This is a genomic window from Xanthomonas sp. NCPPB 1132 (assembly GCF_056629235.1).
Window position 1 is genome coordinate 4,286,757 of sequence record NZ_CM152819.1, and the last position, 25,809, is coordinate 4,312,565.

The following is a 25,809-nucleotide window of genomic DNA, read 5'->3' on the forward strand; positions in this document are numbered from 1 at the left end:
CGCCGTGCCGCCCGGCGATGCGGGATCGGCAGTCTACCGGCTTCGCGTGGCGCCTTCAGCGCCCGATGCCGGCTCCGCCTCGCGCGCGGCCAGCCCGATCAGCACGCCGACCAGGGCGACATAGAAACCGGTGCTCACCTGGTGCGCGAACATCGACTGGGTCATGCCGCACAGGACGTAGGCCACCACCACCATGATCCCGGCCGCCGCCGCGCCGTGGAAATGCGGCTGCGGCCGGCGCCGGTACAGGCGCAGCAGCAGCCACAGCGGCACCCCGTACACCATCAGGATCAGCACGGTACCGGGCAGGCCCTGGGTCGCGCTCCACTCGGCCAGGTCGTTGTGCGCGTGGCCCAGGTGGCAGCGCTCGACGAAGCCCTTGCGGCAGTCGGGCAGGCGCAGCATGGCGTTGTCGAAACGGCCCACGCCGACCCCGACCACGGGGTGTTCGACGAAGGTCGCCGCCGCCACCTGCAGGCGTTCGATGCGCGCGCCGGCCGAGGAATCGCTGTCACCGCGTTCGTAGCGCTGCACGTCGTGGTGCAGTTCGGCCAGGCGGGTCTGCTTGGTCAACGCCGGCACGCTCAGCACCAGCACCGCCGCCAGCGCGGTGCACGCGCCCAGGATCATCAGCCGGGTCGCGCTGTCGCGCCAGCGCAGGCACAGCGCGCTGACCACCAGCAGCAGCAGGACGCCCAGCCACACGCCGCGGCTGCCGCTGAGCAGGATGACGATGCCGCCGGCCACCACCGCGGCGGCGGCCCACGGCCACTGGCCGCGCGGCCGGCAGAACACCGCCAGCACCATCAGCATCAGCACCACGTCGGCCAGCACGATGGCGTTGGTCCAGCCCTCGGCACGCGGCTGGCCCTGCAGTACCTGCACGCTGGCCAGCACCAGGGCGGCGAGGATGCCGAGCAGCGCGCCCCACCACAGCAGGCGCTGCGGCGGCCGCAGCGCATAGGTCCACAGCGCCGCCCACGGCAGCACCAGGAAACGGGTGCGGTTGTCGATGTCCTTCAGCGGCTGGCCGAAGTACAGCACCGAGCACAGCGACAGCCCGATCACCAGCAGCGCCAGGATCCAAAGCCAGCGCAGCGACGGCTGCATCGGCGCGACCGACTGGCGCAGCTGCGGCAATGCGAGCAGGCTGGTCGCCAGCAGCAGCAGGCCGAACGGCAGCAGGCCGCTGGGCATGCTGATCACCAGCGCCGGCAGGCACAGCAGCGCGAGCGCCGCGCCTCGCTCGGCCAGGGACTGGCGCGAGAACGCGGAAACGGCATGGCGTGGCGCGATGGGCTGGGACATCAAGGAGGGAAGCCGTCGGGGTGGGGGTGGTCGGCGATGATCCGGGGCGCTTCCCTAACCCGGCCTGACCTGTTCGCGATCGGCGCCGCGGCTGGCCGGTGCGGCGGGCGGCGGCGCCTCCCCGAGCAGATCGGCCACGGCCGCGCGCAGGCGCTCGCCGAACTCGCGCCGGCGCGTCTCGAAGAAGCCGCGCGCGGCGGTGCCCAGGGCGTCGCACTGCATCGGCGACAGCACCAGCGCCTGCGCCATCGCCTGTTCGAGGCCAGCGGCCTCGATCCGGTAGCGCACGCCGAAATTGTCCGGCCCCTCGCCGACCGGATCGATCAGCACGCCACGGTCGGCGCTCACCAGCTCGTTCATCGGCGCCCCGTTGGTGGTGATCACCACCGCGCCCACGCTCAGCGCTTCCATGATGTAGTGGCCGAAGCCCTCCACCTCGGAGGGGCACAGGTGGAAGCGGTGCGCGTTCTGCAGCCGCCGCAGTTCCTGCTGGTCCAGGTAGCCGGTCAGGTAGTCGATGTTCTCGGCCTCGATCGGGTGGGACTTCTTCGCGCTCTGCACCACCGTCAGCCGCGGCCACTCGGGGTGCCGCGCCCAGGTCTGCAGCAGCAGCGCCGTGCCCTTGGCCGAACTGCGCCCGGCCACATGCAGGCAGGCGCGCTCGCGCGGGACCTCAGGACGGTAGCAATCGTCGCTGCAAAAGCCGATGAAGGCGGTCGGCGCCATCGTGGAGAACCGCTGCTCGGCCTGGCGGGTCTTGCACAGCACCTGGGCGAAGCGCGGCAGGCAGCGCAGCCATTTGTGCCGGAACCACTCCGGGTTGGGGATCAAGGCATTGCGCAGACCGCTGCCCAGGCAGCGCGGATACACCCGCTCCAGGAAGATCTGCAGGTCGGCGCGCCCGAACAGCAGGCTGCGCAGGAACAGGCGCAGTTCGCGCAGCCGATTGGCCATGCGCACGGTGCCGAAACCCAGCACCTCCACGCGGTAGCGGCCGGTCTCGCGCAGCAGGTCGGCGACCACCTGCAGGTCGCGACTGAGGCCGCCGCCGTTGTCGCGGCTGATCACCCGAATCAGGGGAGACGGCATGCGCGCTCCCCGGCCCGCGCGACGCGCTGGCCGTCACCGGCAGTCGCAGCACACCGTCGGGGTGCGCGGGTGCGGCTCATTCGAAGCGGTCCTTGTCCTGCTCGCGCAGGCGGTCGCGGTCGTCCTGGGTGACCACACAGTGGCCGTGCACGGCGCTGGCCGGGACCAGCCACCAGTCGCGCCGGTTGGACACGCCGGCCAGGATGCTCGCATTGCGGTCGACGCAGCCCAGCATCGCCGCTTCCTGCACCAGCAGCCAGCGCCGCTGCGGCGCCTGCGCCTGCCAGGCGATGCCGCGACGCAGTTGCTCGTCCCAGGGCACCACGAAGCCGAAGGTCGTGGCCGGGCGGTCGGCCATCAGCAGGTTCTGCTCCTTCCAGGCGACCAGGCCGAGTTCGGCCTGCGGGCCGATACGGCGGCCCACCGACTCCATCACCCCGCGCGCCGAGCTGGACATGTTGATCAGCGGGTACACCAGCAAGCCGGCCATCACCCAGACCATGGTCAGGGTCGAGACCGTCGCCAGTTCCGGGCGGCGCCGCGCGAACGCGGCCAGGCTGGCCACGCCCCACAGACCGATCGCCAGCAGGATCCAGGCCAGCACCTGCACGGTGGCCAGGTCGATGCCGCGGTCTTCCATCATCTTCGCGCGGAAGCCGTGCCCCAGCAGGATCGCCGCGCCCACGCCGCCCAGCGCCAGCGTCAGCAGCGCGGTGAACGCCAGCAGCAGGCGCTTGACCCCGGGCTTGCGCAACAGCCCTGGAATGAGCGGTCCCATCGCCAGGCACAGCATCGGCAACGCCGGCAGCACGTAGACATCGCGCTTGCCGGTCGGGATCGAGAAGAACAGCACCAGCAGCGCCCACCAGGCCAGCGGCAGCAGGTAGCGCGCGTCGCGCCGGCGCAGGCGCCGCGCCCAGGCGGGGATCGCCCACGGCAACGCCAGCAGCACCGGCAGCCACATGCTCGGCATCACCCCGAAGAAGTACAGCGGCCCGTGCGCGTGATCCCAGGACTTGGCGTAGCGCCCGGCGGTCTGCCGGAACAGGATGTCGTTGAGGTAGGCGCGGTACTCGGGCGCGTTGCTCGACAGCGCGGTGGCGACCATCGGCACCAGCCAGATCGACACCGCCGCCAGGAACGCCAACGGCCCCAGCCAGAAACGCGGATCGCGCAGGCCGACCCGCACGCCGCGCCAGTGCGCCAGCGACGCCGCCGCAGCCGGCAGCAGCATCAGCAGCGCCAGCACGCCCACGCCCTTGGTGATCGTGCCCAGCCCGGCGGCGAACCAGCCCAGCGCCCACAACCGCCAGTCCGGCCCGCGCAACAGGTGGCGCAGCAGCGCGTAGTTGGCCAGGGTAATGAAGAACACCACCAGCGGATCGATCTGCGCCTTCTTCGCCTGGTAGGTGAAGTGGAAGGCGAACAGCAGCGCGTAGGCCGCGTACATGCCGACGCGGCGCGTCCACAGGCGCCGGCCGAGATCGTAGACGCAGGCCAGCGTGCCCAGCCCGGCCAGCAGCGACGGCAGCAGGAACGCCACCCGCCAGTTGCCGAACAGCGTGTAGAAGCTGGCCTGCAGCCACATCAGCATCGGCGGCTTGTCCGAGTACAGCTCGGTGCCGCGGTGCGGGAACAGCCAGTTGCCGCTCTCCACCATCTGCTTGGCGACCAGCGCGAAGCGCGGTTCGTCGGCCGGATGCGGATCGCGCAGGCCCAGGCCGGCGCCGAGCACCAGCACCGCCAGGATGGCCAACAACCAGAACTCTCGGGAGGCGCGGGTCTTCAGCATGGGAAGCGATGATACCGGCGCCGGTTCATGCCGTCTTGCGGAACCGCGCGTAGTAGAAACCGTCGCAGTCCTGTTCGCCGGGGAAGCGCTGGCGGCCGCCGCCGGAGGCATGCCCGCAGGCTTCGCCCGGGTCCTCCAGCGCCGCACCGGGCTGCCGCGCCAGCAAGGCCTGCACCTGCCGCGCGTTCTCGTCCTGCAGCAGCGAACAGGTGGCGTAGACCAGCACCCCGCCCGGCCGCAGCACCTGCCAGGCGGCGTCGAGCAGGCGCGCCTGCAGCGCCTGCAGCGCCACCACGTCCTCGCGCCGGCGGTGCAGCAGCACGTCCGGCTGGCGGCGCACGATGCCGGTGGCCGAACACGGCGCGTCGAGCAGCACCGCGTCGAACGGCACGCCGTCCCACCAATCCTGCGGCTGCGCTGCGTCGGCGACCTGCAACTGCGCCTGCGCGCCGGCGCCGGTGCGCGCGAAGGTCTCGCCGACCCGCGCCAGGCGCCGCGCGTCCACGTCCAGCGCGGTCAGGCGCAGACTGGGATCGCGTTCGAGCAGGTGCGCGGACTTGCCGCCGGGGGCCGCGCAGGCGTCGAGCACGCGCGCGCCCGGCGCTGGCGCCAGCACGTCGGCGACCTGTTGCGCCGCACCGTCCTGCACCGACACGCGCCCCTCGGCGAAGCCCGGCAAGGCCCCCACCGCCAGCGGTGTCTCCAGCCGGATCGCATCGGCCAGCAGCGGCGAGGCCTGGGCGGCGATGCCGGCCGCGGCCAGTTCCTGCAGGTAGGCGTCGCGGGTGCCGCGCTGGCGGTTGACCCGCAGCCACAGCGGCGCCGGCTGCTGGCTGGCGGCGAAGATCGCCTCGTCCTGCTGCGGCCAGTCGGCGCGCAGCGCATCGCGCAGCCACAACGGCCAGCCCGCGTCGGCAGCGACCGCCGGCAGCCCGTCGCGCAGCGCGCGCCGCAGCAGCGCGTTGACCAGCCCGGCCTGGCGCGGCCGATCCAGCGCGCGCGCCGCCTCCACCGTCGCCGACAGCGCCGCGTGCGGCGCCAGGCCCAGCGCATCGAGCTGGGCGAAGCCGGCCAGCAGCAGGCCACGCAATTCGGCGTCGCGCTGCGGCAACTGCTTCTGCAGCCACATGCGCAGCGCCGCCTCGTAGGCCGGGCGACGGCGCAGCACGGCGAAACAGATCGCCTCCACCAGCGCGCGGTCGCGCGGATCCGGCAGCGTCGGCAACGCCACGCCCAGTTCGGCCTTGAGCGAGCGGCCGCGGTCGATCACCGCGGTCAGCACGCGGGCGGCAAGCACCCGCGGGGCCACGCCCGGCGGCCACGCAGCGTTGGGCGTCGCGGTCATCGGCATGCGCTCCGGGACGTGCCGCCGCTTCGTGCGCATGCCGCACAGTGGTCGCCCGCGCGGACGGTGCGCAGGCGCGGGGCAGCAGTGGACGCGCGTCCACGCCCCGGCGAGGACGCGGCTACAGACGCGCCTGCCAGGCCCGACACAGCGTACGCAGGCATGCCGACGCCTTACGCCAGGACCGGCAGGTCGCGCCGCGCGTTGAGGTAGTCGGCGGCGGTGATCGCCTTGCCACCGTCGCGCTGCAGCACGCGCAGGCGCAGCGCGCCCTGGCCGCAGGCGATATCGATGCCCTGCCTGGACGCGGTCAGCACCGTGCCCGGCGGTTGCCCGTGGGCCAGGTCCAGCGCGATCGCGCCGTGCACCCGCACCCGCTCGCCGGCCAGCACCGCCTCGGCGACCGGCCACGGATCGAAGGCGCGCACCTGCCGCGCCAACTGCGCCGCCGGCTGCTGCCAATCCAGCCGCGCCTGCGCCTTGTCCAGCTTGTGCGCATAGGTGACGCCCGCCTCCGGCTGCGGCTGCGCCACCGGGCGCAGACCGGCACGCAGCAGGCCCAGGCCATCGGCCAGCACCTGCGCGCCCAGTGCGGCCAGGCGATCGTGCAACTGGCCGCCGGTCTCGTCGGCGCCGATCGGGGTGCGCTGCGACAGCAGCACCGGGCCGGTATCCAGCCCCGCTTCCATCTGCATCAGGCACACCCCGGTCTCGCTGTCGCCGGCCTCGATCGCGCGCTGGATCGGCGCGGCGCCGCGCCAGCGCGGCAGCAGCGAGGCATGCACGTTCCAGCAGCCATGGGTCGGGATCGCCAGCACCGCCTTGGGCAGGATCAGCCCGTAGGCCACCACTACGATCAGGTCCGGCTGCAGCGCGCGCAGCGCCTGCAGCGTCTCCGGCGAACGCAGCGTCTGCGGCTGCAGTACCGGAATGCCGCGCGCCACCGCCTCCAGCTTGACCGGCGACGGGGTCAGCCCACGGCCGCGCCCGGCGGGCCGGTCCGGCTGGGTGTAGACCGCGACCACTTCATGGCGCTGCGCAGCCGCGCGCAACGACGGCACGGCGAAGTCCGGCGTACCGGCGAAGACGAGTTTCATGGAGGCTGGGAACCGGGGAATGGGGAATGGGGAATGGGAAAAGCGCGCGGACCCGGAAATGGCACGGGCACCGCGCTTACGATTCCCGTTTCTCCATTCCCGGTTCCCGGCCTCACGCCACGTGCTTGCGCGCCTTGGCCAGCTTCTTGCGGACCATTTCGCGCTTGAGCGGGGACAGGTAGTCGACGAACAGCTTGCCGTCGAGGTGGTCCATCTCGTGCTGCACGCACACCGCCAGCAGGCCGTCGGTGCTCAGTTCCTGCGGCTGGCCCTGGCGGTCCAGATAGCGCACGGTGATGGCGTCGGCGCGGGTCACGTCGGCGTAGATGCCGGGGACCGACAGGCAGCCTTCCTGGTACACCTGTTCGCCGTCGCGCTGCACGATCTGCGGGTTGATGAACACCTGCGGGGCGTTCTTCTCCTCGCTGACGTCGATGACCATGAAGCGCTTGTGCACGTCCACCTGGCTGGCGGCCAGGCCGATGCCGGGCGCGTCGTACATGGTCTCGAACATGTCGTCGAGCAGGCGCTGGAAGGCCGCGGAGGTGACCTCAACGGCGTCGACCGGCACTGCCTTGGTGCGCAGGCGCGGGTCGGGGAATTCGAGAATGGGGAGCAGGGCCATAGCGGTACCCAAGATGGGGGCGCCGGACGATTCGGCAAGGCCTGCGAATTCTACCCGTTTCTGCGCCCGGCGCTTGCGCCCGCACCAGGGTTCTGCACTATAGTGCGCCAACCTGTTGGGGAATCAGGCTCCGCGCTCATGTTCAATCGACTCCGTACGGTCGTCGCCGTGGCGATGCTCACCGTGGCGACCTACGCTGCTTCCGCCAGCATGGCCGCCGAACACCCCGACACCTACGTGGTGCGCAAGGGCGATACGCTGTGGGACATCGCCGGGCGTTTCCTCGGCAAGCCCTGGCTGTGGCCGGAGATCTGGCAGGCCAATCCGCAGGTGCACAACCCGCACCTGATCTACCCCGGCGACGTGCTGAGCCTGGCCTACCTGGACCGTGTGGCGCACGCCGAGGTCAAGCCGGGCCCGCGCCAGGACGCGCCGATCGACGCGATCCCGCTGGCGCAGGTGGAGCCGTTCCTGAAGAACCTGCGCGTGGTCGACCGCATCGACGACCTGCCCTACGTGGTCGGCACCGAAGACAACCGCCTGCGCGCCACCGACGGGCAACTGGTCTACGCGGTCGGCCTCGGCCAGGCCCAGGCCGGGCAGCGCTACGCCGTGGTCCGTCCGACCGTGCGCTACCTGCTGCCCAAGCTCAGCGACGACCTCAACGCCGAAGGCCGCAGCACCCCCGGCAGCGGCAACCTGTGGCAGACCTTCGTGCCGCCGGACAAGCGCCGCGAGACCCTCGGCTACGAACTGGCCCAGGTCAACATCGGCACCGTCGCCCGGGTCTCCCCCGACGGCCGCCAGGCCACCGCCCTGCTGCTGCAGGACAACGCCCGCGAAGTGCGCGCTGGCGACCGCCTGATCCCGGTGGAGGCGCAGCCCTACGATCTGCAGTTCGTGCCGCATCCGCCGTCCGAGCAGGCGCTGGCCGCCGGCCTGCGGGTACTGGCGGTGGCCGACGCGTTCAGCGCGGCCGGTCCGCGCGACGTGATCGCCATCTCCGGCGGCCGCCGCGAAGGCATCGACAACGGCACGGTGGTGTCGCTGTGGCGCCATGGCAACCGGGTCAACGACCGCGTGCGCCATCCCAATACCTCGCGCGCCGACGACGGCTTCACCGGCGGCAGCGGCACCACGGTGGCGCTGCCGGACGAGTACGCCGCGCACGCGATGGTGTTCCGCACCTTCGACAAGGTCAGCTACGCGCTGGTGATGGACGGCATCAAGCCGACCCGGGTCGGCTACGACGTCAAGCATCCGGACGCGCGCTGACCCGCCATCGGGGCATCCCCCTACAGCGATTGCAGACGGCGCCCGAGGGCGCCGTTTGCGTCTGCGGCCTAGCCTGGGCGCATGTCCCATTCGGCCACCACCTCCTTCGACGCACCCGCCGATCCGGCCCTGCTGATCCTGTCGCTGGCCGGCGGCACCAGCGCCCCGCGCCGGCAGTTGCTGGAGCGGCATGGCAGCCCGGCGGCGGCGCTGGCCGCCGGTCCCGCCGCCTGGCATGCCGCCGGCCTGGATGCGGCGCAGATCGCCGCGCTGCAGTGTCCCGATCGCGCAGCGCTGGACACCGCCGAACGCTGGCTGGCGCAGCCGGGCCGGCACCTGCTCGGTTGCCACGATCCCGACTACCCCGCCCTGCTGCGGCGCACGCCCAACCCGCCGCTGGCGCTGTATGTGGACGGCGATCCCATGGTGCTGTGGCATCCGGCGGTGGCCGTGGTCGGCAGCCGCGCACCCAGCGCCGGCGGCCGCGACAACGCCTACGGCTTCGCCCTGGCCCTGGCCGCGGCCGGCTTCGCGGTGACCAGCGGCATGGCCAGCGGCGTGGATGCCGCCGCGCACCGGGCGGCGCTGTCGCGCGCCGACGGACTGACCGTGGCGGTGGTCGGCACCGGTCCCGACCTGGCCTATCCGCGGCAGCATGCCGCCCTGCGCAACCAGATCGCCGAACGCGCCGCGGTGGTCAGCGAGCATCCGCCCGGCACCCCGGCGCGGGCGGGCCATTTCCCGGCGCGCAACCGCATCATCGCCGGGCTGAGCCTGGCGACCCTGGTGATCGAGGCGGCCACCCGCTCCGGCGCGCTGATCACCGCGCGGCTGGCGGCGGAGGCCGGGCGCGAGGTGTTCGCCTTGCCCGGCTCGATCCACAATCCGCTGGCACGCGGCTGCCATCGACTGATCCGCGACGGCGCCGGGCTGGTGGAACGCGCCGAGGAGGTCGTGGCCGGCGTCGCCCCGCTGGCCGCCGAACTGGCCGACGCCTTGCGCGGGCGCCTGAACGCCCCCACACAGGGAGCCAGCACCACGCGCGGCGCCACGCCGGCCTTCTCCGACCCCGACTACCAGCGCTTGTGGCAGGCGCTGGGCCACGACCCCATCTGTATGGATTCAGTCATCGCACGCAGCGGATTGACGGCCGCAGCGGCGTCCTCCATGCTGCTGGCCATGGAACTGGATGGCTACGTGGCGGTCGAACGCGGTCGTTACACCCGCAAACCCTAGTTTCTTCACCTCCACAGCGTCTCGCGACGCAGGCCGAGGGGCAATGAAAGAGAGCATTCTGGATGTCCTGCTGTACCTGTTCGAACACTATTTCAGCGAAGACGCGGATCCGGTCCGCGATCGCGACTCCCTCCAGAATGGCCTGATCCAGGCCGGTTTCAGCCCCACCGAGATCAGCAAGGCGTTCGACTGGCTCGACGCCCTGGCCGACCAGCGCCCGGCCGTGGCGCAGCCGCGCATCGACGGTCCGATCCGCATCTACCACGGCCCGGAACTGGACAAGCTCGACGTGGAATGCCGCGGCTTCCTGCTGTTCCTGGAGCAGCACGGCATCCTCGACAGCGACCAGCGCGAGCTGGTGCTGGACCGGGCCATGGCCCTGGACCAGGACGAACTGGACCTGGACGACCTGAAGTGGGTGGTGCTGATGGTGCTGTTCAATCAACCCGGTGCCGAGGCGGCGTACGCGTGGATGGAAACGCAGATGTTCGTCGACGAGCCGGAGCCGGTCCACTGAGCCGCTGACGGTCGCGCACGGATGCACGAAGACACCTCCCCATTGGCGGTCTGGTATTACGTCGATGCCGCCCGCGAGCGGCATGGGCCGTTGCCAACGTCGGCGCTGCTGGAGCGCCTGCACGATGGCCACCTGCAGCGCGACACCCTGGTCTGGCGCGAAGGCCTGCCGGAGTGGCGGCCGCTGCATGCGCTCGCCGCCGAACTGGGCCTGCCAGACGCCCCCACCCCGCCGCCGTTGCCGCCGACGCTCCAGGCGGCCGCTTCCGCAGGCCCCGCTGCTACCCCGCCACGCAGCGGCCTGTCCGGCTGCGCGATCATGGCCATCGTCGGCACCGTCGCCGGCGTGCTGCTGGTGGCCTTCCTCGGCATCGGCGCGGCGATCGCCTTGCCTGCCTATCAGGACTATCTGGCACGCGCGAAGGTCGCACAGGCGCTTGGCACCCTGGCGCCGCTGAAGGACCAGATCGGCGCATTCACGGCGCAGGAGCACCGTTGTCCGGTGAACGGCGACACCGGCTTCGGCACCCCGCAGAGCTATGCCGGCGACGCCATCGCGCAGGTGCGGATCGGCCGCTTCGACAACGGCCACTGCGGCCTGGAAGCCACGCTGCACCTGCCCGGCACCAAGCGCCTGGATGGCAAAGCGCTGTGGCTGGACTACGATGAGCGCACGTCCGCCTGGAACTGCAGTTCCGACCTGGACGATCGCGTCCTGCCGGTCCACTGCCGCGGCGGCTGACCGGCGCACCGTTTTCGACTGCAACTCCCGGGGAACAGAATGACTGAGTGGTACTACGCCGATGCGGCGCAGCAGCGCCATGGCCCGCTGGCGGCCGCCGACCTGCAACAGCGCTTCCAGCGCAGCGAGATCGGGCTGTCCACCCTGGTCTGGCGCGAGGGCCTGAGCGAATGGCGCACCCTGGCCGAGTTCGTCGACGAGCTCGGCCTGGCCCAGGCGCCGCCCCCGGCACCTGCGCTGCCGCCCTCGGAGATCGGCACAGACGTGCCGCCGCCCGCCCCGCCCCCGGCCGTGCCCGACGCCTGGACCGCGCCCGCCGAGGCGGCGTCGCCCTACGCGGCGCCCAGCGCCATGCTGGACAGCGGCACGCGGGTGGTCGGCGGCGGCGAAGTGGTGCAGGCCGGCTTCTGGAAGCGCGTGGCCGCCTACCTGATCGACGCGTTCCTGGTCGGCATCGTCTCCAACGTGATCCAGTTCGTGGTGATCCTCGGTTTCATGGGGTTCAACCGCGTCGGCAGCGAGCCTAACTTCACCTCCGCCGCCGGCATCATCATGCTGCTGATGATGTACCTGGTGCCGCTGGCGATCTCGGCCCTGTACTACGGCCTGTTCCACGCCTCCACCAAGCAGGCCACGCTGGGCAAGATGGCGGTCGGCATCAAGGTGGTGCGCACCGATGGCAGCCGCATCACCGTGGCCCGCGGCATCGGCCGCTATTTCGGCTTCATGCTGAGCGGCCTGACCGTGGGCATCGGCTACCTGATGGCGGCCTTCACCGAGCGCAAGCAGGCCCTGCACGACATGCTCTGCGACACCCTGGTGGTGGACAAGTGGGCCTACACCGACCATCCGGAATGGCAGCAGCGCAAGCTGGGCACCGTCACCGTGGTGATTCTGTCGCTGTTCGGCCTGCTGATGGCCGGCGCGCTGCTGGTGGTGATCCTGGCGATCGGCATGGCCGCCAAGGGCGGCTGGCACTGAGTCCGGCGGCCTCCGGGGGCCGCGCGGCGGCCCGTCCGGCCGGCGCCGGCTTGACAGCGGGCACCGGACATGTCCACTAATAAATAAGCGCCGTTGCTGAACGCCCGGGGGTTCCGCCCCGGGCGTCGGCTTCTCTGCGAGACCGCAACGCTTCACTAACCGGAGCAATTGCGCCACCCTACCGCCCCCAGGGCGTCCGCCCACGCCCATCGAAGCCCGACCCGCCATGTCCAAGCACCTGCTCATCGTCGAATCGCCCGCCAAGGCCAAGACGATCAACAAATACCTCGGCAAGGATTTCCACGTCCTGGCCTCGTATGGGCACGTGCGCGACCTGATCCCGAAGGAAGGCGCGGTCGATCCGGACGACGGCTTCGCGATGCGCTACGCGCTGATCGACAAGAACGAGAAGCACGTGGAGGCCATCGCCAAGGCGGCCAAGGCGGCCGAAGACATCTACCTGGCGACCGACCCGGACCGCGAGGGCGAGGCGATCAGCTGGCACATCGCCGAGATCCTGCAGGAGCGCGGGCTGCTCAAGGGCAAGCCGCTGCACCGGGTGGTGTTCACCGAGATCACCCCGCGCGCGATCAAGGAGGCCATGGCGCAGCCGCGGCAGATCGCTGGCGACCTGGTCGATGCGCAGCAGGCGCGGCGCGCGCTGGACTACCTGGTCGGCTTCAATCTGTCGCCGGTGCTGTGGCGCAAGGTGCAGCGCGGCCTGTCCGCCGGCCGCGTGCAGTCGCCGGCGCTGCGCATGATCGTCGAGCGCGAGGAGGAGATCGAAGCCTTCGTCGCCCGCGAGTACTGGTCCATCGCCGCCGATTGCGCGCACCCCTCGCAGCACTTCAACGCCAAGCTGATCAAGCTCGACGGGCAGAAGTTCGAGCAGTTCACCATCACCGACGGCGACACCGCCGAGGCCGCGCGCCTGCGCATCCAGCAGGCCGCGCAGGGCGCGCTGCACGTCACCGACGTGGCCAGCAAGGAGCGCAAGCGCCGCCCGGCGCCGCCGTTCACCACCTCGACCCTGCAGCAGGAAGCCTCGCGCAAGCTCGGCTTCACCACCCGCAAGACCATGCAGGTGGCGCAGAAGCTGTACGAAGGCGTGGCGATCGGCGACGAAGGCACGGTCGGCCTGATCTCGTACATGCGTACCGACTCGGTCAACCTGTCGCAGGACGCGCTGGCCGAGATCCGCGACGTGATCGCCCGCGACTACGGCATCGCCTCGCTGCCGGACCAGCCCAACACCTACCAGACCAAGTCCAAGAACGCCCAGGAAGCGCACGAAGCAGTGCGCCCGACCTCGGCGCTGCGCACCCCGTCGCAGGTCGCCCGCTTCCTCACCGACGACGAGCGCAAGCTGTACGAACTGATCTGGAAGCGCGCGGTGGCCTGCCAGATGATCCCGGCCACGCTCAACACCGTGAGCGTGGACCTGTCGGCCGGCAGCGAGCACGTGTTCCGCGCCAGCGGCACCACCGTGGTGGTACCCGGCTTCCTGGCCGTGTACGAGGAAGGCAAGGACAACAAGAGCGCCGAGGACGAGGACGAGGGCCGCAAGCTGCCGGCGATGAAGCCCGGCGACCGGGTGCCGCTGGAACGCATCCTGGCCGAGCAGCACTTCACCCAGCCGCCGCCGCGCTACACCGAAGCGGCGCTAGTGAAGGCGCTGGAAGAGTACGGCATCGGCCGTCCCTCGACCTACGCCTCGATCATCCAGACCCTGCTGTTCCGCAAGTATGTGGAGATGGAAGGCCGCAGCTTCCGCCCGTCCGACGTCGGCCGCGCGGTGTCCAAGTTCCTGTCCAGCCACTTCACCCAGTACGTGGACTACGACTTCACCGCCAAGCTCGAAGACGAGCTGGACGCGGTCTCGCGCGGCGAGGAGGAGTGGGTCCCGCTGATGTCGCGCTTCTGGGAGCCGTTCAAGGAACTGGTCGAGGACAAGAAGGAATCGGTCGACCGCGCCGAAGCCAGCGGTGCGCGCGAGCTCGGCACCGACCCCAAGACCGGCAAGCCGGTGAGCGTGCGCCTGGGCCGCTTCGGGCCGTATGCAGCGATCGGCAGCACCGCCGAGGACGCCGAGGACAAGCCCAAGTTCGCCTCGCTGCGTCCCGGCCAGAGCATGCACACCATCACCCTGGAGGAGGCGCTGGAGCTGTTCCTGATGCCGCGCAGCCTCGGCCAGGACAAGGGCGAGGAGGTCAGCGTCGGCATCGGCCGCTTCGGCCCGTTCGCCAAGCGCGGCAGCGTCTACGCTTCACTGAAGAAGGAAGACGACCCCTACACCATCGATCTGGCCCGGGCGGTGTTCCTGATCGAGGAGAAGGAAGAGATCGCGCGCAACCGCATCATCAAGGAATTCCCCGGCAGCGACATCCAGGTGCTGAATGGCCGCTTCGGCCCGTACATCAGCGACGGCAAGCTCAACGGCAAGATCCCCAAGGATCGCGAGCCGGCCACGCTGAGCCTGGACGAAGTGCAGAAGCTACTGGAGGACACCGGCAAGCCGGTGCGCAAGGGCTTCGGCGCCAAGAAGGCCGCCGCCAAGAAGGAAGCCGCGCCGAAGAAGAGCGCGGCGAAGAAGGCCGCCGCCGACGCGCCGGCCAAGCCGGCGGCGAAGAAGGCGGTCAAGAAGGCCGCGAAGAAGACCGCCAAGAAAGCGGTGAAGAAGGCCGCCAAGAAGACGGTGGCCAAGGGCGGCTGAGCCGCTCTGCGGGATGACCGAGGGTGGCCCGATGCGCCACCTCGGATAGTACGAGCGCGGCCGCTGAGCCGTCTTCTCGCGGTGCCCACGGCGTCTCTCAGCGCATGAAGAACCGCGACACCGCGGCTGTCTGTGGGAGGGGCTTCAGCCCCGACGCGTTATCGGCAAGGTGTCGGGGCTGCCCCTCTCCCACAGAAAGGCGAACGGCCGGAGACTTGCGAAAATCCCGAGTCCCGCCCATCCGACCCTCATTGTCCTTAGACGAGGACGTGCCGCATGATGCGCGCATGACCGACCTGTCGCTGAGCCATGCCGTCGCCGTCCTGCGCCAGGGCGGCGTGATCGCCTACCCCACCGAAGCGGTGTGGGGCCTGGGCTGCGATCCGCACGACGAGACCGCCGTGACCCGCCTGCTGCGGATCAAGCAGCGGCCGGTGGACAAGGGCCTGATCGTGGTCGCCGCCGAACTGGATCCGCTGCGTCCGCTGCTGGACCTGTCCGCGTTGCCAGCGGACCGGCTGGCCGCGGTGTTGGCCAGTTGGCCGGGGCCGCACACCTGGATCCTGCCCGCCGCCGCGCACGCGCCGCCGTGGGTCACCGGCGCGCACCAGGGCATCGCCGTGCGCATCAGCGCGCATCCGCTGGTGGCCGCGCTGTGCCGCGCCTGGGGCGGTGCCCTGGTGTCGACCAGCGCCAACCGCGGCGGCGAGCCGCCGGCGCGACAGCGCAGCGAGCTGGATCCGCTGGTACTGCGCGACCTCGATGGTCTGATCGATGGCGAGACCGGCGGCTTGGCCCAGCCGACCCCGATCCGCGACGCCGCCAGCGGCGAGATCCTGCGCGCCTGAGGCGCTGGCCTTCAGCACCCACATCGCCCTCCAGTGCGTTGACGCCTGGCGGCAACGGCGCGATGGAGCCACATGTGCACTTCGCGCACCGTACCCTCACCCCAACCCCTCTCCCGGCGGGAGAGGGGCTACCTGTTCCCTTCTCCCATTGGGAGAAGGTGGCCCGAAGGGCCGGATGAGGGTGCGGGCGCAGCCTCGTGCACTCAAACTACGCGAGTCGCTTCGCGCCGGACCCTCACCCCAACCCCTCTCCCGGCGGGAGAGGGGCTAGCCGTTCCCTTCTCCCATTGGGAGAAGGTGGCCCGAAGGGCCGGATGAGGGTGCGGGCGCAGCCTGGTGCACTCAAACTACGCGAGTCGCTTCGCGCCGGACCCTCACCCCAACCCCTCTCCCGACGGGAGAGGGGCTAGCTGTTCCCTTCTCCCATTGGGAGAAGGTGGCCCGAAGGGCCGGATGACGTTGCGGGCGCAGCCTCGTGCACTCAAACTACGCGAGTCGCTTCGCGCCGGACCCTCACCCCAATCCCTCTCCCGACGGGAGAGGGCTAGCTCTTCCCTTCTCCCATTGGGAGAAGGTGGCCCGAAGGGCCGGATGAGGGTGCGGGCGCAGCCTGGTGCACTCAAACTACACGAGTCGCTTCGCGCCGGACCCTCACCCCAACCCCTCTCCCGACGGGAGAGGGGCTAGCTGTTCCCTTCTCCCATTGGGAGAAGGTGGCCCGAAGGGCCGGATGAGGGTCGGGCGAAGCCTCGCAGCGACAGATCAACGCGCCAGTACTGCACGAGTGCGCGCTGGCCGAGGCCGGCGGCCCCGTACAGCAGCTGCGAGATGCTGCAGGAAGCGCCCTGGCCGACCCGCGGCCTGCCCGATGCACGACAAGACCCCGCTGCGCATCCACCCGCGCCACCGCGCCCTGAATCCCCGCTCGCCCGCCCTTTCCCTGGCCGCCCAAGGCGCGCAAGATGCGCGCATGCGCTGCTTTCTTCGCCCGTTGCTGCTGCTGAGCCTCTCGCCCTGGATCGGCGTCGGCTGGGCGCAACAGACGCAGACGGTCAGCAGCGACGGCAGCACCGGCTCGGTGCGCATCTACCGCTGCATCGCCGCCTCCGGCGCGGTCAGCCTGCAGAACGCGCCCTGCGAGAACGCGCGCCAGCAGCAGGTGCTGGACATGCAGCGTCCACGCGATCCGCCGCCGCGGCCGACCACCACCATCAGCACCGATCCGGCACGTGGCGAGGCCTCGCCTGCGCCGCTGCCGCAGCGGGAACTGCGCATCGTCACCGTGCAGCCGCCGCAGCCGATGTACGAATGCGTCACCCCGGAGGGCAAGCGCTACACCAGCGACGACAACGCCGGCAATCCGCGCTGGGTGCCGCTGTGGGCCTACGGTTACGCCGAGGGCCCGTACGCGCGGCCGTCCGGGCGCGGCCCCGATGGCCGTTCGCCCGCCCCGCCGGGACCGCCTCCGTCCGGTGCACCGCGCCCGCCCGGACCACCGCCGCCGGGGGTGGCCGCCGGCGCCGGCGTGATCGTGCCGGCCGGCAGCACGATGATCCGCGACACCTGCACGGCGCTGCCCGAGCAGGAGGTCTGTGCGCGCCTGAGCGACCGCCGTTGGGAGCTGATCCGTCGCTACAACAGCGCACTGCAGAGCGAGCGCCGCGCGATGGAGACCGAACAGCGCGGCATCGACGCACGCCTGGCACGCGATTGCGGCGGCACCTGATGCGCCGTGCGCTCTGCCTGATTTCGGTGCTGACGTGTGCCGGCGCTGCGAGCGCCGAACCGGTGGTGTTCTATCGCTGCACCGACGCGCAGGACAACCTGACCATCCAGAACCAGCCCTGTCCCAAGGGCATGCGCCAGCAGAAGAAGATCATGCAGGGCGTGAGCAGCGCCGCACTGCCGACCACGCTCGCGTCCAAGCCCGCGCCATCATCGCCCCCGGCGAGCGCCACGAACGATGCCACGCCTGCGGACGCGCCGGCCCCGGCCGATACCGCGGCGGCTGCACCGCCACCGCCTCCAAAGCTGCCACCGCCATCGCTGTACACCTGCACCACCCGCGAGCAATCGTCCTACATCGGCGAGGTCGCCGAACCGCCGCCGCGTTGCGTGCCGCTGCACACGACGGACCTGGACGGCGGCCCCAACCAGGCCGGCGGCAGCGCCTGCGAAGTGCTACGCGACCAGTGCCAGCCGCTGCCCGCCGAGCAATTGTGCGATGCCTGGAAGAATTACGTGACCGAAGCCGAGACGCACTGGCGCTTCGCCGTGCCCGAGCATGCCGAAGCGCTGCACGCGGAGTTCGAACGCCGCCAGCACCTGCTCGAGGCCAGCAACTGCGGCGTAGAGCCGCCCGCGCCGTAATCCATCTCGCTCGCGCATGGGTGTGCGCCTGGTTGCGTAGGAGGGGCTCAGCCGCGACCGGGCGTTATCGGGAAAGCCTGGTCGCGGCTTAAGCCGCTTGTGTCAAATAAGGGTCTATCGTTGCAGGTGAGAGCGGAGTGCGGCAGGCCGTTTAGCCGCAGTGCCAGCAAGCACGAGTAGGAGTCAGCGCCGCCGCACTCCGGTTCTCCTGCCTGACAAGCCCGAACAGTTGCCCGAGTGACGAGCTCGAACTCCACAAGCATGGGCATCGGCAGGAGCGCTCTCGTCCATAAGTCTACTGCGGAGAACGTCTATGCGACGCCATGTCGGGATCGATGTATCCAAGGCCGAACTGGTCATTCATGTCCTGCCGGACGAGCAGACCTGGACCCAACCCAATACGCCACAGGGGCAGCGTGCGCTGGCCCAGCGCCTGGCCGAGCTGGGCTGCGAGCGGATCGTGCTGGAAGCCAGTGGCGGCTACGAACATGCCGTGCTGCAAGTGTTGCGGCAGGCCGACCTGCCCGTGGTGCGGATGGCCGCCGATCGTCCGCGCAAGCTCGCCCAGGCCTTGGGCCTGCATGCCAAGACCGATGCCCTGGACGCGCGCCTGCTGGCCATCGCCGCCCAGCACATCCCGACCATGCCCACGCCCGTGGCACCCGAGCACCAGCAATCTCTTCGCGAACTGCTGGATCTGCGTGCCACCCTGGTGAGCCAGCGTGATGTCCATCGGCGGCGCCTGGAGCACATCACCAGCGCCAAGGTGCAACACCGCTGCCGAGAGGTGATCGCCCTGCTGAACCAGCAGATCCAGACGTTGACGCAGGAGATCGAGCAGCAGGGCAAGACCTGCTCAAGCCTACCCAAGGTGCCTGGGCTCGGCACGATCCTGCGCGCGGTTCTGGCCGCGCGGCTGCCAGAACTAGGCACGCTGCCGCCACGCAAGCTCGCTGCCCTGGTCGGGCTGGCCCCGTTCAATCACGACAGCGGTTGCTGGAAAGGCCAGCGCCGCATCAAAGGCGGACGTGCCGACGTGCGGCGCGTGCTGTACATGGCCACCTGGGCCAGCATCCGCGCCAAATCCCCCTTGGCCAACACCTACGCACGTCTGCGCGCAGCGGGCAAGCCGGCCAAGGTCGCCATCGTCGCCTGCATGCACAAGTTCCTGCGCTGGCTCAATGCCATCGCGCGCGATCAGGCCCCGTACGCTCCTCCTGTCATCGCAGGTGCATGACAGTTGACTCCTACGGATTACCCCGCAGCCGATCCACCGCGGTAAGCGCGCACCCACCTTATAGGAGGGGCTTCAGTCCCGACGACATACGCCCGGGGCCTGCTGCACTGCGCCTTTTTCGGCCGGCGCCCGGCGCGCACACAGCCGCCGCGCAGCCGCTAGAACCCGTAGCGCAAGAACCCGCCGTCCACCGCAATGCATTCGCCCGTGATGTAGCTGGCCGCCGGCAGGCACAGGAAGCCGACCGCGGCCGCCACTTCCTCCGGTTCGCCGATGCGGCGCATCGGCGTGCGCTCGATCACTTGCTCGTAGTAGTCCGGGTCCGACAACGGGCCGGAGGTGCGGCGGGTGCGGATGTACCAGGGCGCCACCGCATTGACCCGGATGCCGTCCTCGGCCCATTCGGCGGCGAGGTTGCGGGTGAGCTGGTGCAACGCCGCCTTGGTCATGCCGTAGGGCGCGCCGCTGCGCACGTGGGTCAGCCCGGACACGCTGCCGACGTTGACGATCGCCGAAGCCGCATGCTGCGCCAGCAGCGGATGCGCATAGCGCGACAGCTCGAACGCGGAGAACAGGTTGGTCTCGAAGATGCCGCGCCACTCGTCCTCGGTGTAGTCCACCGCAGGCTTGCTGACGTTGCCGCCGGCGTTGTTGATCAGCAGGTCCAGGCCGTCGGCATGGTCCTCGACCCAGTCCAGGATCTCGCGGCGGTCCTCGTCGTCGGCGACGTCGGCGGCCAGCGCCAGGATCTCGCGCTCGGGAAAGGCCTCGCGCAGTTCGTCGCGCACCGCTTCCAGCGCGTCGATATCGCGCGCCACCAGCAGCAGGTCGGCGCCGAACCCGAGCAGTTCGCGCGCGATCGCCAGGCCGATGCCGGCGCTGGCGCCGGTGATCAGCGCGGTCTGTCCGTCCAGCCGCCAACGGTGCTGCATGCGCGTGCCTGTCTGCTCACATGGGAGGCGTAGGATGATACCTCCACCCTCGAGGAGGTCGCCGCCATGTCCGCACCACTGCGCAGGATGACGTTGGCATTGCCGCTGCTCGCACTGCTGGCCGCATGCAAGCCGGCACCGCCGCAACCGCCCGATGCGCCGCCACCGCCGAAGGCCAGCGCGTTGCGCAGCGCCATCGCCCAGCCGCTGGACCGCGCCAGGCAGACCCAGGCCACGCTCGACCGCGCCGCGGCCACGCAAAACGCCGCGCTGGACGCCGCGACCGCGCAATGAACAACGCCGGCCACGGGGGCCGGCGTTGCAGGAAGCAGGCGACGCGCTCGCATGAGCGCGCCGCTGCCGGCGCGGGGCCGGCTTACAGACCGCAGAAGCAGTAGGCCAGCGCCTTCACCGGTGCGCCCGGACGGGTGTCGGCCGCGTCCTTGACGAAGCGCAGCTGGGTGTCCAGTTCCGGCATGCTGCGCGCCAGCAGGGCGTGGCCCAGCGCCGAGTCGCTCAGCATCCACACGCCCAGGCGGCTGCCGGCGAACCCGCTGACGAACTGCGCGAACGGCGTGGCCGGCTTTTCGACGTAGCGCACCCGGTACTTGTCCGGGCCGCCCAGCTTGGCGCGCGCGGCGGCATCGGCCACCGCGTCCTTGAAGCCGCCGAACGCGTCCACCAGCCCGCGCTCCTTGGCCTGCGCACCGCTCCACACGCGGCCGCGTGCGACCTGGTCGATGGCCTCGACCGACTTGCCGCGCGCCTGCGCGACCTTGCCGGTGAAGTCGGCATAGCCCTTGTTGATCACCGACTGGATCAGTTGGCCCACCGCCGGATCCATCGGCCGGGTCATGTCGAACGCGCCGGCGAAACGGGTGGTGCCGACGCCGTCGGTGTGCACGCCGATCTTGTCCAGGGTGCGGGTGATGTTGGGGATCATGCCGAAGATGCCGATCGAGCCAGTGATCGTCGACGGGTCGGCATAGATGCGATCGGCGTTCATGCTGATCCAGTAGCCGCCGGACGCGGCCAGGTCGCCCATCGACACCACCACCGGCTTGCCGGCGGCCTTCAGCGCCACCACCTCGCGGCGGATCTGCTCGGAGGCGAACACTTCGCCGCCGGGCGAATCCACGCGCAGCACCACCGCCTTGACCGCGTCGTCGTCGCGCGCCTGGCGCAGCAGCGCCGCGGTCGACTCGCCGCCGATGCGGCCGGCCGGCTGTTCGCCGCCGCTGATCTCGCCCGCGGCGACCACCACCGCCACCTGCGGCCGCGAATCCACCGGCGAACGGCGCAGGTCCAACTGCTGCAGGTAGCCGTCCAGGTCGACGTTGCGATAGCCGGTGTCGGCATCGTCGTCGGCGACGCCACGCTTGGCCAGCAACTGTTCGACGTCCTCGCGGGTCTTCAGGCCGTCCACCAGCTTCTGCTGCAGGGCGAACTTGGCCAGGTCGCCGCCTGCGGCGGCCACGCCCTCGGGCATGGTGTCGATGCCGGCGTTGATCTGCTCCGGCGCCAGCTTGCGCGCCTTGGCGATGTCGGCCACGTAGCGCTGCCACACATCGTTCATCCAGAACAGGTCGGCTTCCTTGGACGCCGCCGAGGCCGCGTCGAGCACGTAGGGCTCGGCGGCGGACTTGTATTCGCCGACCTTGAACAGGTGCACGTCCACGCCGAGCTTGTCCTGCAGGCCCTCGCGGAAATACTGACGGTAGCGGCCCAGGCCTTCCAGGGTCATCGAGCCCATCGGGTCCAGGTAGACCTCGTTGGCCTGCGCGGCCAGCAGGTACTGCCACTGGTTCAGGTTGTCGCTGTAGGCGACGATCTGCTTGCCGGAGCTGCGCAGGTCCTGCAGCGCCTTCTCCACCTCGCGCATCGAGGCGAAGCCGCTGGGCTGCAGCTTGTCCAGGCGCAGCGCCACACGCTCGATCTTCGGATCGGTCTTGGCCGCCTCGATCGCGCGCACCAGGTCGCGCAACTGGATCTCCTGCGCGCCCTTGTCGTTCATCGCCTTGGCCAGCGCGCGGCTGACCGGGTCGGCGCTGAACTGTTCGACCAGCTTGCCTTCCGGCGCGATCAGCAGCGTGGTGCGGTCGCGCAGCGCCTTGCCGCCGTCGCCGCGCGCCATGGCGAACACCATCGCCAGCAGGATCAGCAACAGGAAACCGAAGAACACCAGGTTGAAGATCAACCGGCGGGTGAAGTTCATCACATCCCACAGGCCGACGAAGAAGTTGGCGACGGGGCTGCGACGCACGGGTTGGTTCATGGAAAACTCCGAAAGGTAGGCGTCTTGCGCCTGCGCAGCATACCGGCTGCGTCAGGCGCCGCACATGCGTCTGAAGTCAGGGGGCCGCCGAGGCGCCCGACAGCCGCGCGCTGCTCCAGCGGAAACGCGCACCCATCATCACCGCCGCCGCGGTCAGGCCCAGGATCAGGCCGATCCACATGCCCTGCGGTCCCCAGCCCAGCCACAGGCCGAGGCCGGCGCCAAGCGGCATGCCCAGGCCCCAGTAGGAACACAGGGCCAGCAGCATCGGCACGCGGGTGTCCTTGAGGCCGCGCAGCGCACCGGCCGACAGCACCTGCACGCCGTCGGGAAACTGGAAGGTGGCCGCGTACAACAGCAGCGTGGAGGCCAGCGCCGCCACCGCCAGGTCGCTGGTGTAGATGCCGACGATGGCGTCGTGGCCGACCAGCAGTACCAGCGCCGACAGCGCCTGGGTGCCGAGCACGATCGCATAGCCGGCCCAGGCCGCGCCGCGCACGCCCACCGCATCGCCCGCGCCGGCGGCGCGGCCGACCCGCACCGTGGTCGCTTCGGCCACGCCCATCGGCACCATGAAGCACAACTGCGCCACGTTGATCGCGATCTGGTGCGCCGCCGCCGGCACCTCGCCGAGCCGCGCGATCAGCAGCGCGGTGACGATGAACAGGCCGCCTTCCATCAGGATGGTCACGCCGATCGGCAGCCCGGTCTTCAGCAAGCCGGCGATCGCGCGCAGATCCGGCGCCTCGAACTGCGCGAACAGGCGCAGCGGCGCGAAGCGCCTGGACCGCGCCAGGTAGACCGCGAAACACAGCGCCTGCGCCCACATCGTGATCGCCGAGGCCATGCCCAGGCCGCCGGCGCCGTGTTCGCGCAGGCCCCACAGGCCGAAGGTCAGCGCATAGCCAAGCGGCGCCAGCAACAGCAGGCCGCCGAAGCCGAGCAGCATGGTCGGCAGCGTCCAGTGCATGCCTTCGCTGAGGTAGCGCATGCAGAAATACAGCACCAGCGCCGGCACGCCCCAGCGGATCGCATGTAGGAAGTCGCGCGCGCCGGGCACGATCTCCGGGGCGATGCCCAGTTGCGGCAGCGCCATCGGCATCACGCTCAGAAACGCGAACATCAGCAGGCCCAGGCCCACCGACAGCCACAGCGCCTGGCGGAACAGCGGCCCGATCTGCGCCTGGCGCTTGCCGCCGTCGAGCTGCGACACCGAGGCGGTCAGGGCGATCAGGGTGCCGATCGGGATCATCATCGGCAGCCACAGCAACGCGGTGCCGACCGTCACCGAGGCCAGCGTGCGGGTGCCGTGGTGGCCGGCGATCACGTTGTCGACGAAGCTGATCAGGCCGGTGGAGACATGCCCCAGGACCAGCGGCAGGGCGAGCTGCGCGGTGGTGCGCAATTCGCGGCCCCGGACCGAGGCCGGGGTGGAAGACGAAAACATTGCAAGACTCTGGCGATCCCGCCGACTGCGGCCGCGCAGACAGCGCCGGCACCGGGTGGCGGAGGCCGCGCATTCTACCCGCTGCGGCGGATGACTGCGTTGCCGCCGGGTGTTGGCGCTGCGTTGCCGCGCGCGGCTCAGCGCGCGGCGCGCTGCTTCAGCCAGGCGCCACGGCTGTCGGTACTCTGCGCCAGCAGGTCGCGACGCAAGGCGGCGCGGTCCTGCGGCGGGGTGCGTTGCGACAGCAGCGCCAGATGCTCGCGCTGGTCCGGCGGCAGGCTGCGCAGCAGGCCCAGCAGCGCCTGCCGCTGCGCCTCGGGCACGTACCCCAACAGCGGCTGCAGCGCCCAGAACTCGGCGCCCAGTTCCGGGCCGAGCAACCAGCCGTGGCGCTCAAGCGCGTCCATCTCGGCGAACTGCGCATGCAGGCTGTGCTGCTGCTCGATCGGCAGGCCGGCGAAGGCCGTGGCGACCTGGCGCAACCGCGCCTGCGCCGCCGCCGGCAGCGCGTCCCAGGCGGCCTGGCGTGCGCGCAACTGCGCTGGGGTCAGCGCCGGTGGCGTGGCCGCCGCCGCCGCGGGCGTGACGGCCGTGGCCACGGCGGCGGCCGGCGTGGCGTCGGCCGCCTCGGCCAGGTCGGCGGCGCTGGGGGCGCTGCGCTCGATCCGCGGCGGCGGCGCACCCGCCGCGTACCACGCATAGAAGTCCAGGTCGTAGATCGCCGGCTCCGGCAGCGGCGCCGGCGGCTCGGCCGGCAGCGGTGGCGCGCTGGCAGTGTCCGACTCCGGCGGCAGCACTTCCACCTGCACCGGGCCGGTATCGCCCAGTGCCAGGCTCGCGTCGCTGCCGCCGGCCGCGGCCGCGGCACGGGAACGGTGCCAGGGCAGGCGATCCCAGAACACGGTACCGACCAGGGCCAGGACCACGACGGCGATCACCGCCCCGGCTAGGCGCGTGCGCAGGGCCGGGCGCGCACCACGGCGGCGCGGGCGCGCGGCGGCCGCAGCAGGTGCCGATGCGGGCGCCGCCGCGGCAGCGGGCGCCGTGCTGCCGGCGATCGCCGCATCGCGCAGCTGCGCCAGGGCCTGCAATCGCGCCGGCGGCAGGTCGCGCAGGCATTGCTGCGCCGCATCGGCCAACGCGCGCCAGCCTGCCGCATCCGGGCGGCCTGCGGCATCGCGCGGGCAGACCCGCGCCAGCGCCTGCTGGTAATCCTCGGTGGACAGCTGCAGCACCTGTGCGGCGAGCGGCTCGTCCAGCCCGGCGACGATGCGCAGCAGCAGCGCCAGGCGGTCGGCCGGCTGCAGGCTGCGCAGATGGGCCAGCGGCGCCGGCCAGGCGCCCTCGGTGGCATCGGCCTGGCGCAGTGTCGGCACCGCGCCGAGCAGCTTCCAGAACCGCAGCGGCCAGTCGGCCATCGGCAGCGCCGCGGCGTGGCTGCGGAAGGCCCGCATCGCGGCCGCCAGGGCGGGCAGGCCGCGTTCGGGACGGCCGCTCTGCAGGTCGGCCAGGACCGCGGCGCGGCGTTCGATCCCGCGCAGAAACGCGGCCAGGGCGGGCGGTGCGGCCACGCCGTCGGAAGGGGACGTGGCGGTCATCGGAACTCCATCATCGGCGCGATGATAGCGAGGCGGCCGCCGCACCGCGCGCTTGACAGACGCGCCGCGATCGGCTCATCCGCGGCCACCGCGACGGCGGGTTGTGCACAGCGCCTGGAATTGGCCTGCGACAGGTCTTGTCAAGCCCCCGCGAAACCATGTTGCATCTGTGTTTCACGGCCAAGTTGTTGTTCTGAAAAGAATAAATGCGATTGGCGCTTTTTTGTCCAACTCGTGGCAGAGGCTTGTGAGTCCGTCTTCACGGCGTGGAGCATGCCCTTCATGCACAGCTTTATCCACAGCGGATGTGGATAAATTCGATTCTCCAAGCGCGGCGGCTATTTACGACCGGTTTATCACTTTGCGGGCAGCAATCGCGCGCA

Annotated in this window: 20 protein-coding genes and 1 pseudogene; 11 read left to right on the forward strand and 10 right to left on the reverse strand. The window is 70.8% G+C overall.

The features are described 5' to 3' along the window. Positions 1–33 precede the first annotated feature (33 nt). The 6 genes from AC1G9L_RS18450 to def all read right to left on the reverse strand — a co-directional run bounded on the left by AC1G9L_RS18450 (position 34) and on the right by def (position 7,256). Positions 34–1,308 (reverse strand): O-antigen ligase family protein, encoded by a 1,275-nt coding sequence (locus AC1G9L_RS18450; RefSeq protein ID WP_481069667.1) that lies wholly within the window; start codon positions 1,306–1,308, stop codon positions 34–36. A gap of 54 nt (positions 1,309–1,362) precedes the next feature. Further along, positions 1,363–2,397 (reverse strand): glycosyltransferase, encoded by a 1,035-nt coding sequence (locus AC1G9L_RS18455; RefSeq protein WP_481069668.1) that lies wholly within the window; start codon positions 2,395–2,397, stop codon positions 1,363–1,365. A gap of 76 nt (positions 2,398–2,473) precedes the next feature. Next, positions 2,474–4,189, reverse strand: coding sequence for a glycosyltransferase family 39 protein (locus AC1G9L_RS18460; protein ID WP_019800942.1), 1,716 nt, complete (start codon positions 4,187–4,189; stop codon positions 2,474–2,476). A 25-nt stretch (positions 4,190–4,214) separates the two neighbouring features. After that, positions 4,215–5,534: a 16S rRNA (cytosine(967)-C(5))-methyltransferase RsmB gene (gene rsmB / locus AC1G9L_RS18465; protein WP_481069669.1), complete on the reverse strand. Its 1,320-nt coding sequence runs from the start codon at positions 5,532–5,534 to the stop codon at positions 4,215–4,217. A gap of 173 nt (positions 5,535–5,707) precedes the next feature. Continuing rightward, positions 5,708–6,631: a methionyl-tRNA formyltransferase gene (gene fmt / locus AC1G9L_RS18470; RefSeq protein ID WP_010340690.1), complete on the reverse strand. Its 924-nt coding sequence runs from the start codon at positions 6,629–6,631 to the stop codon at positions 5,708–5,710. 112 nt (positions 6,632–6,743) lie between these two features. Further along, positions 6,744–7,256, reverse strand: coding sequence for a peptide deformylase (gene def, locus AC1G9L_RS18475; protein WP_019801680.1), 513 nt, complete (start codon positions 7,254–7,256; stop codon positions 6,744–6,746). Positions 7,257–7,394: 138 nt separating this feature from the next. Here def and AC1G9L_RS18480 point away from each other — a divergent pair, with 138 nt between their 5' ends. The 10 genes from AC1G9L_RS18480 to AC1G9L_RS18525 all read left to right on the forward strand — a co-directional run bounded on the left by AC1G9L_RS18480 (position 7,395) and on the right by AC1G9L_RS18525 (position 19,174). Next, the gene (locus AC1G9L_RS18480; RefSeq protein WP_481069670.1) at positions 7,395–8,531 is read left to right on the forward strand and encodes a LysM peptidoglycan-binding domain-containing protein; all 1,137 of its coding nucleotides are present in this window, start codon (positions 7,395–7,397) and stop codon (positions 8,529–8,531) included. 81 nt (positions 8,532–8,612) lie between these two features. Next, positions 8,613–9,767: a DNA-processing protein DprA gene (gene dprA / locus AC1G9L_RS18485; RefSeq protein WP_481069671.1), complete on the forward strand. Its 1,155-nt coding sequence runs from the start codon at positions 8,613–8,615 to the stop codon at positions 9,765–9,767. 43 nt (positions 9,768–9,810) lie between these two features. Beyond that, the gene (locus AC1G9L_RS18490) at positions 9,811–10,284 is read left to right on the forward strand and encodes a DUF494 family protein (RefSeq protein ID WP_010340686.1); all 474 of its coding nucleotides are present in this window, start codon (positions 9,811–9,813) and stop codon (positions 10,282–10,284) included. A 21-nt stretch (positions 10,285–10,305) separates the two neighbouring features. After that, entirely contained in the window at positions 10,306–11,025 is a 720-nt protein-coding gene (locus tag AC1G9L_RS18495; RefSeq protein ID WP_481069672.1) for a pilin, read from the forward strand. A gap of 39 nt (positions 11,026–11,064) precedes the next feature. Continuing rightward, the gene (locus tag AC1G9L_RS18500) at positions 11,065–12,006 is read left to right on the forward strand and encodes an RDD family protein (protein WP_481069673.1); all 942 of its coding nucleotides are present in this window, start codon (positions 11,065–11,067) and stop codon (positions 12,004–12,006) included. Between the two features lie 226 nt (positions 12,007–12,232). Then, positions 12,233–14,719 carry a DNA topoisomerase I gene (locus AC1G9L_RS18505; RefSeq protein WP_019800585.1) on the forward strand — a complete coding sequence of 829 codons (2,487 nt, stop codon included), beginning with the start codon at positions 12,233–12,235 and terminating at the stop codon, positions 14,717–14,719. A gap of 287 nt (positions 14,720–15,006) precedes the next feature. Beyond that, complete coding sequence (tsaC, locus tag AC1G9L_RS18510; RefSeq protein WP_209032178.1) at positions 15,007–15,567, forward strand: L-threonylcarbamoyladenylate synthase type 1 TsaC; 561 nt, start codon at positions 15,007–15,009, stop codon at positions 15,565–15,567. Positions 15,568–16,537: 970 nt separating this feature from the next. Further along, positions 16,538–17,293, forward strand: coding sequence for a DUF4124 domain-containing protein (locus tag AC1G9L_RS18515; protein WP_481069674.1), 756 nt, complete (start codon positions 16,538–16,540; stop codon positions 17,291–17,293). Further along, on the forward strand, positions 17,293–17,937 hold the full coding sequence (locus tag AC1G9L_RS18520; RefSeq protein ID WP_019801344.1) for a hypothetical protein: 645 nt from the start codon (positions 17,293–17,295) through the stop codon (positions 17,935–17,937). Before AC1G9L_RS18515 ends, AC1G9L_RS18520 begins: the two co-directional genes overlap by 1 nt. 313 nt (positions 17,938–18,250) lie before the next feature. After that, a complete protein-coding gene (locus AC1G9L_RS18525; protein WP_481069675.1) occupies positions 18,251–19,174 on the forward strand; it encodes an IS110 family transposase in 924 nt (307 codons plus the stop codon). A gap of 158 nt (positions 19,175–19,332) precedes the next feature. Here AC1G9L_RS18525 and AC1G9L_RS18530 read toward each other — a convergent pair whose 3' ends face one another. Beyond that, entirely contained in the window at positions 19,333–20,106 is a 774-nt protein-coding gene (locus AC1G9L_RS18530; protein WP_019801928.1) for an SDR family oxidoreductase, read from the reverse strand. Positions 20,107–20,172: 66 nt separating this feature from the next. Between AC1G9L_RS18530 and AC1G9L_RS18535 the strand changes: the two genes are divergently transcribed. Further along, a complete protein-coding gene (locus AC1G9L_RS18535; RefSeq protein ID WP_234006612.1) occupies positions 20,173–20,400 on the forward strand; it encodes a hypothetical protein in 228 nt (75 codons plus the stop codon). A gap of 82 nt (positions 20,401–20,482) precedes the next feature. On the opposite strand, the gene sppA is transcribed toward AC1G9L_RS18535, so the two are convergent. The 3 genes and pseudogenes from sppA to AC1G9L_RS18550 form a co-directional block, all read right to left on the reverse strand. Further along, the gene (sppA, locus tag AC1G9L_RS18540; protein WP_019800812.1) at positions 20,483–22,381 is read right to left on the reverse strand and encodes a signal peptide peptidase SppA; all 1,899 of its coding nucleotides are present in this window, start codon (positions 22,379–22,381) and stop codon (positions 20,483–20,485) included. Between the two features lie 76 nt (positions 22,382–22,457). Further along, on the reverse strand, positions 22,458–23,828 hold the full coding sequence (locus AC1G9L_RS18545) for an MATE family efflux transporter (protein ID WP_481069676.1): 1,371 nt from the start codon (positions 23,826–23,828) through the stop codon (positions 22,458–22,460). 638 nt (positions 23,829–24,466) lie between these two features. Further along, positions 24,467–25,426 (reverse strand): annotated as a pseudogene (locus AC1G9L_RS18550) (hypothetical protein); the annotation flags it as partial. Positions 25,427–25,809 lie beyond the last annotated feature (383 nt).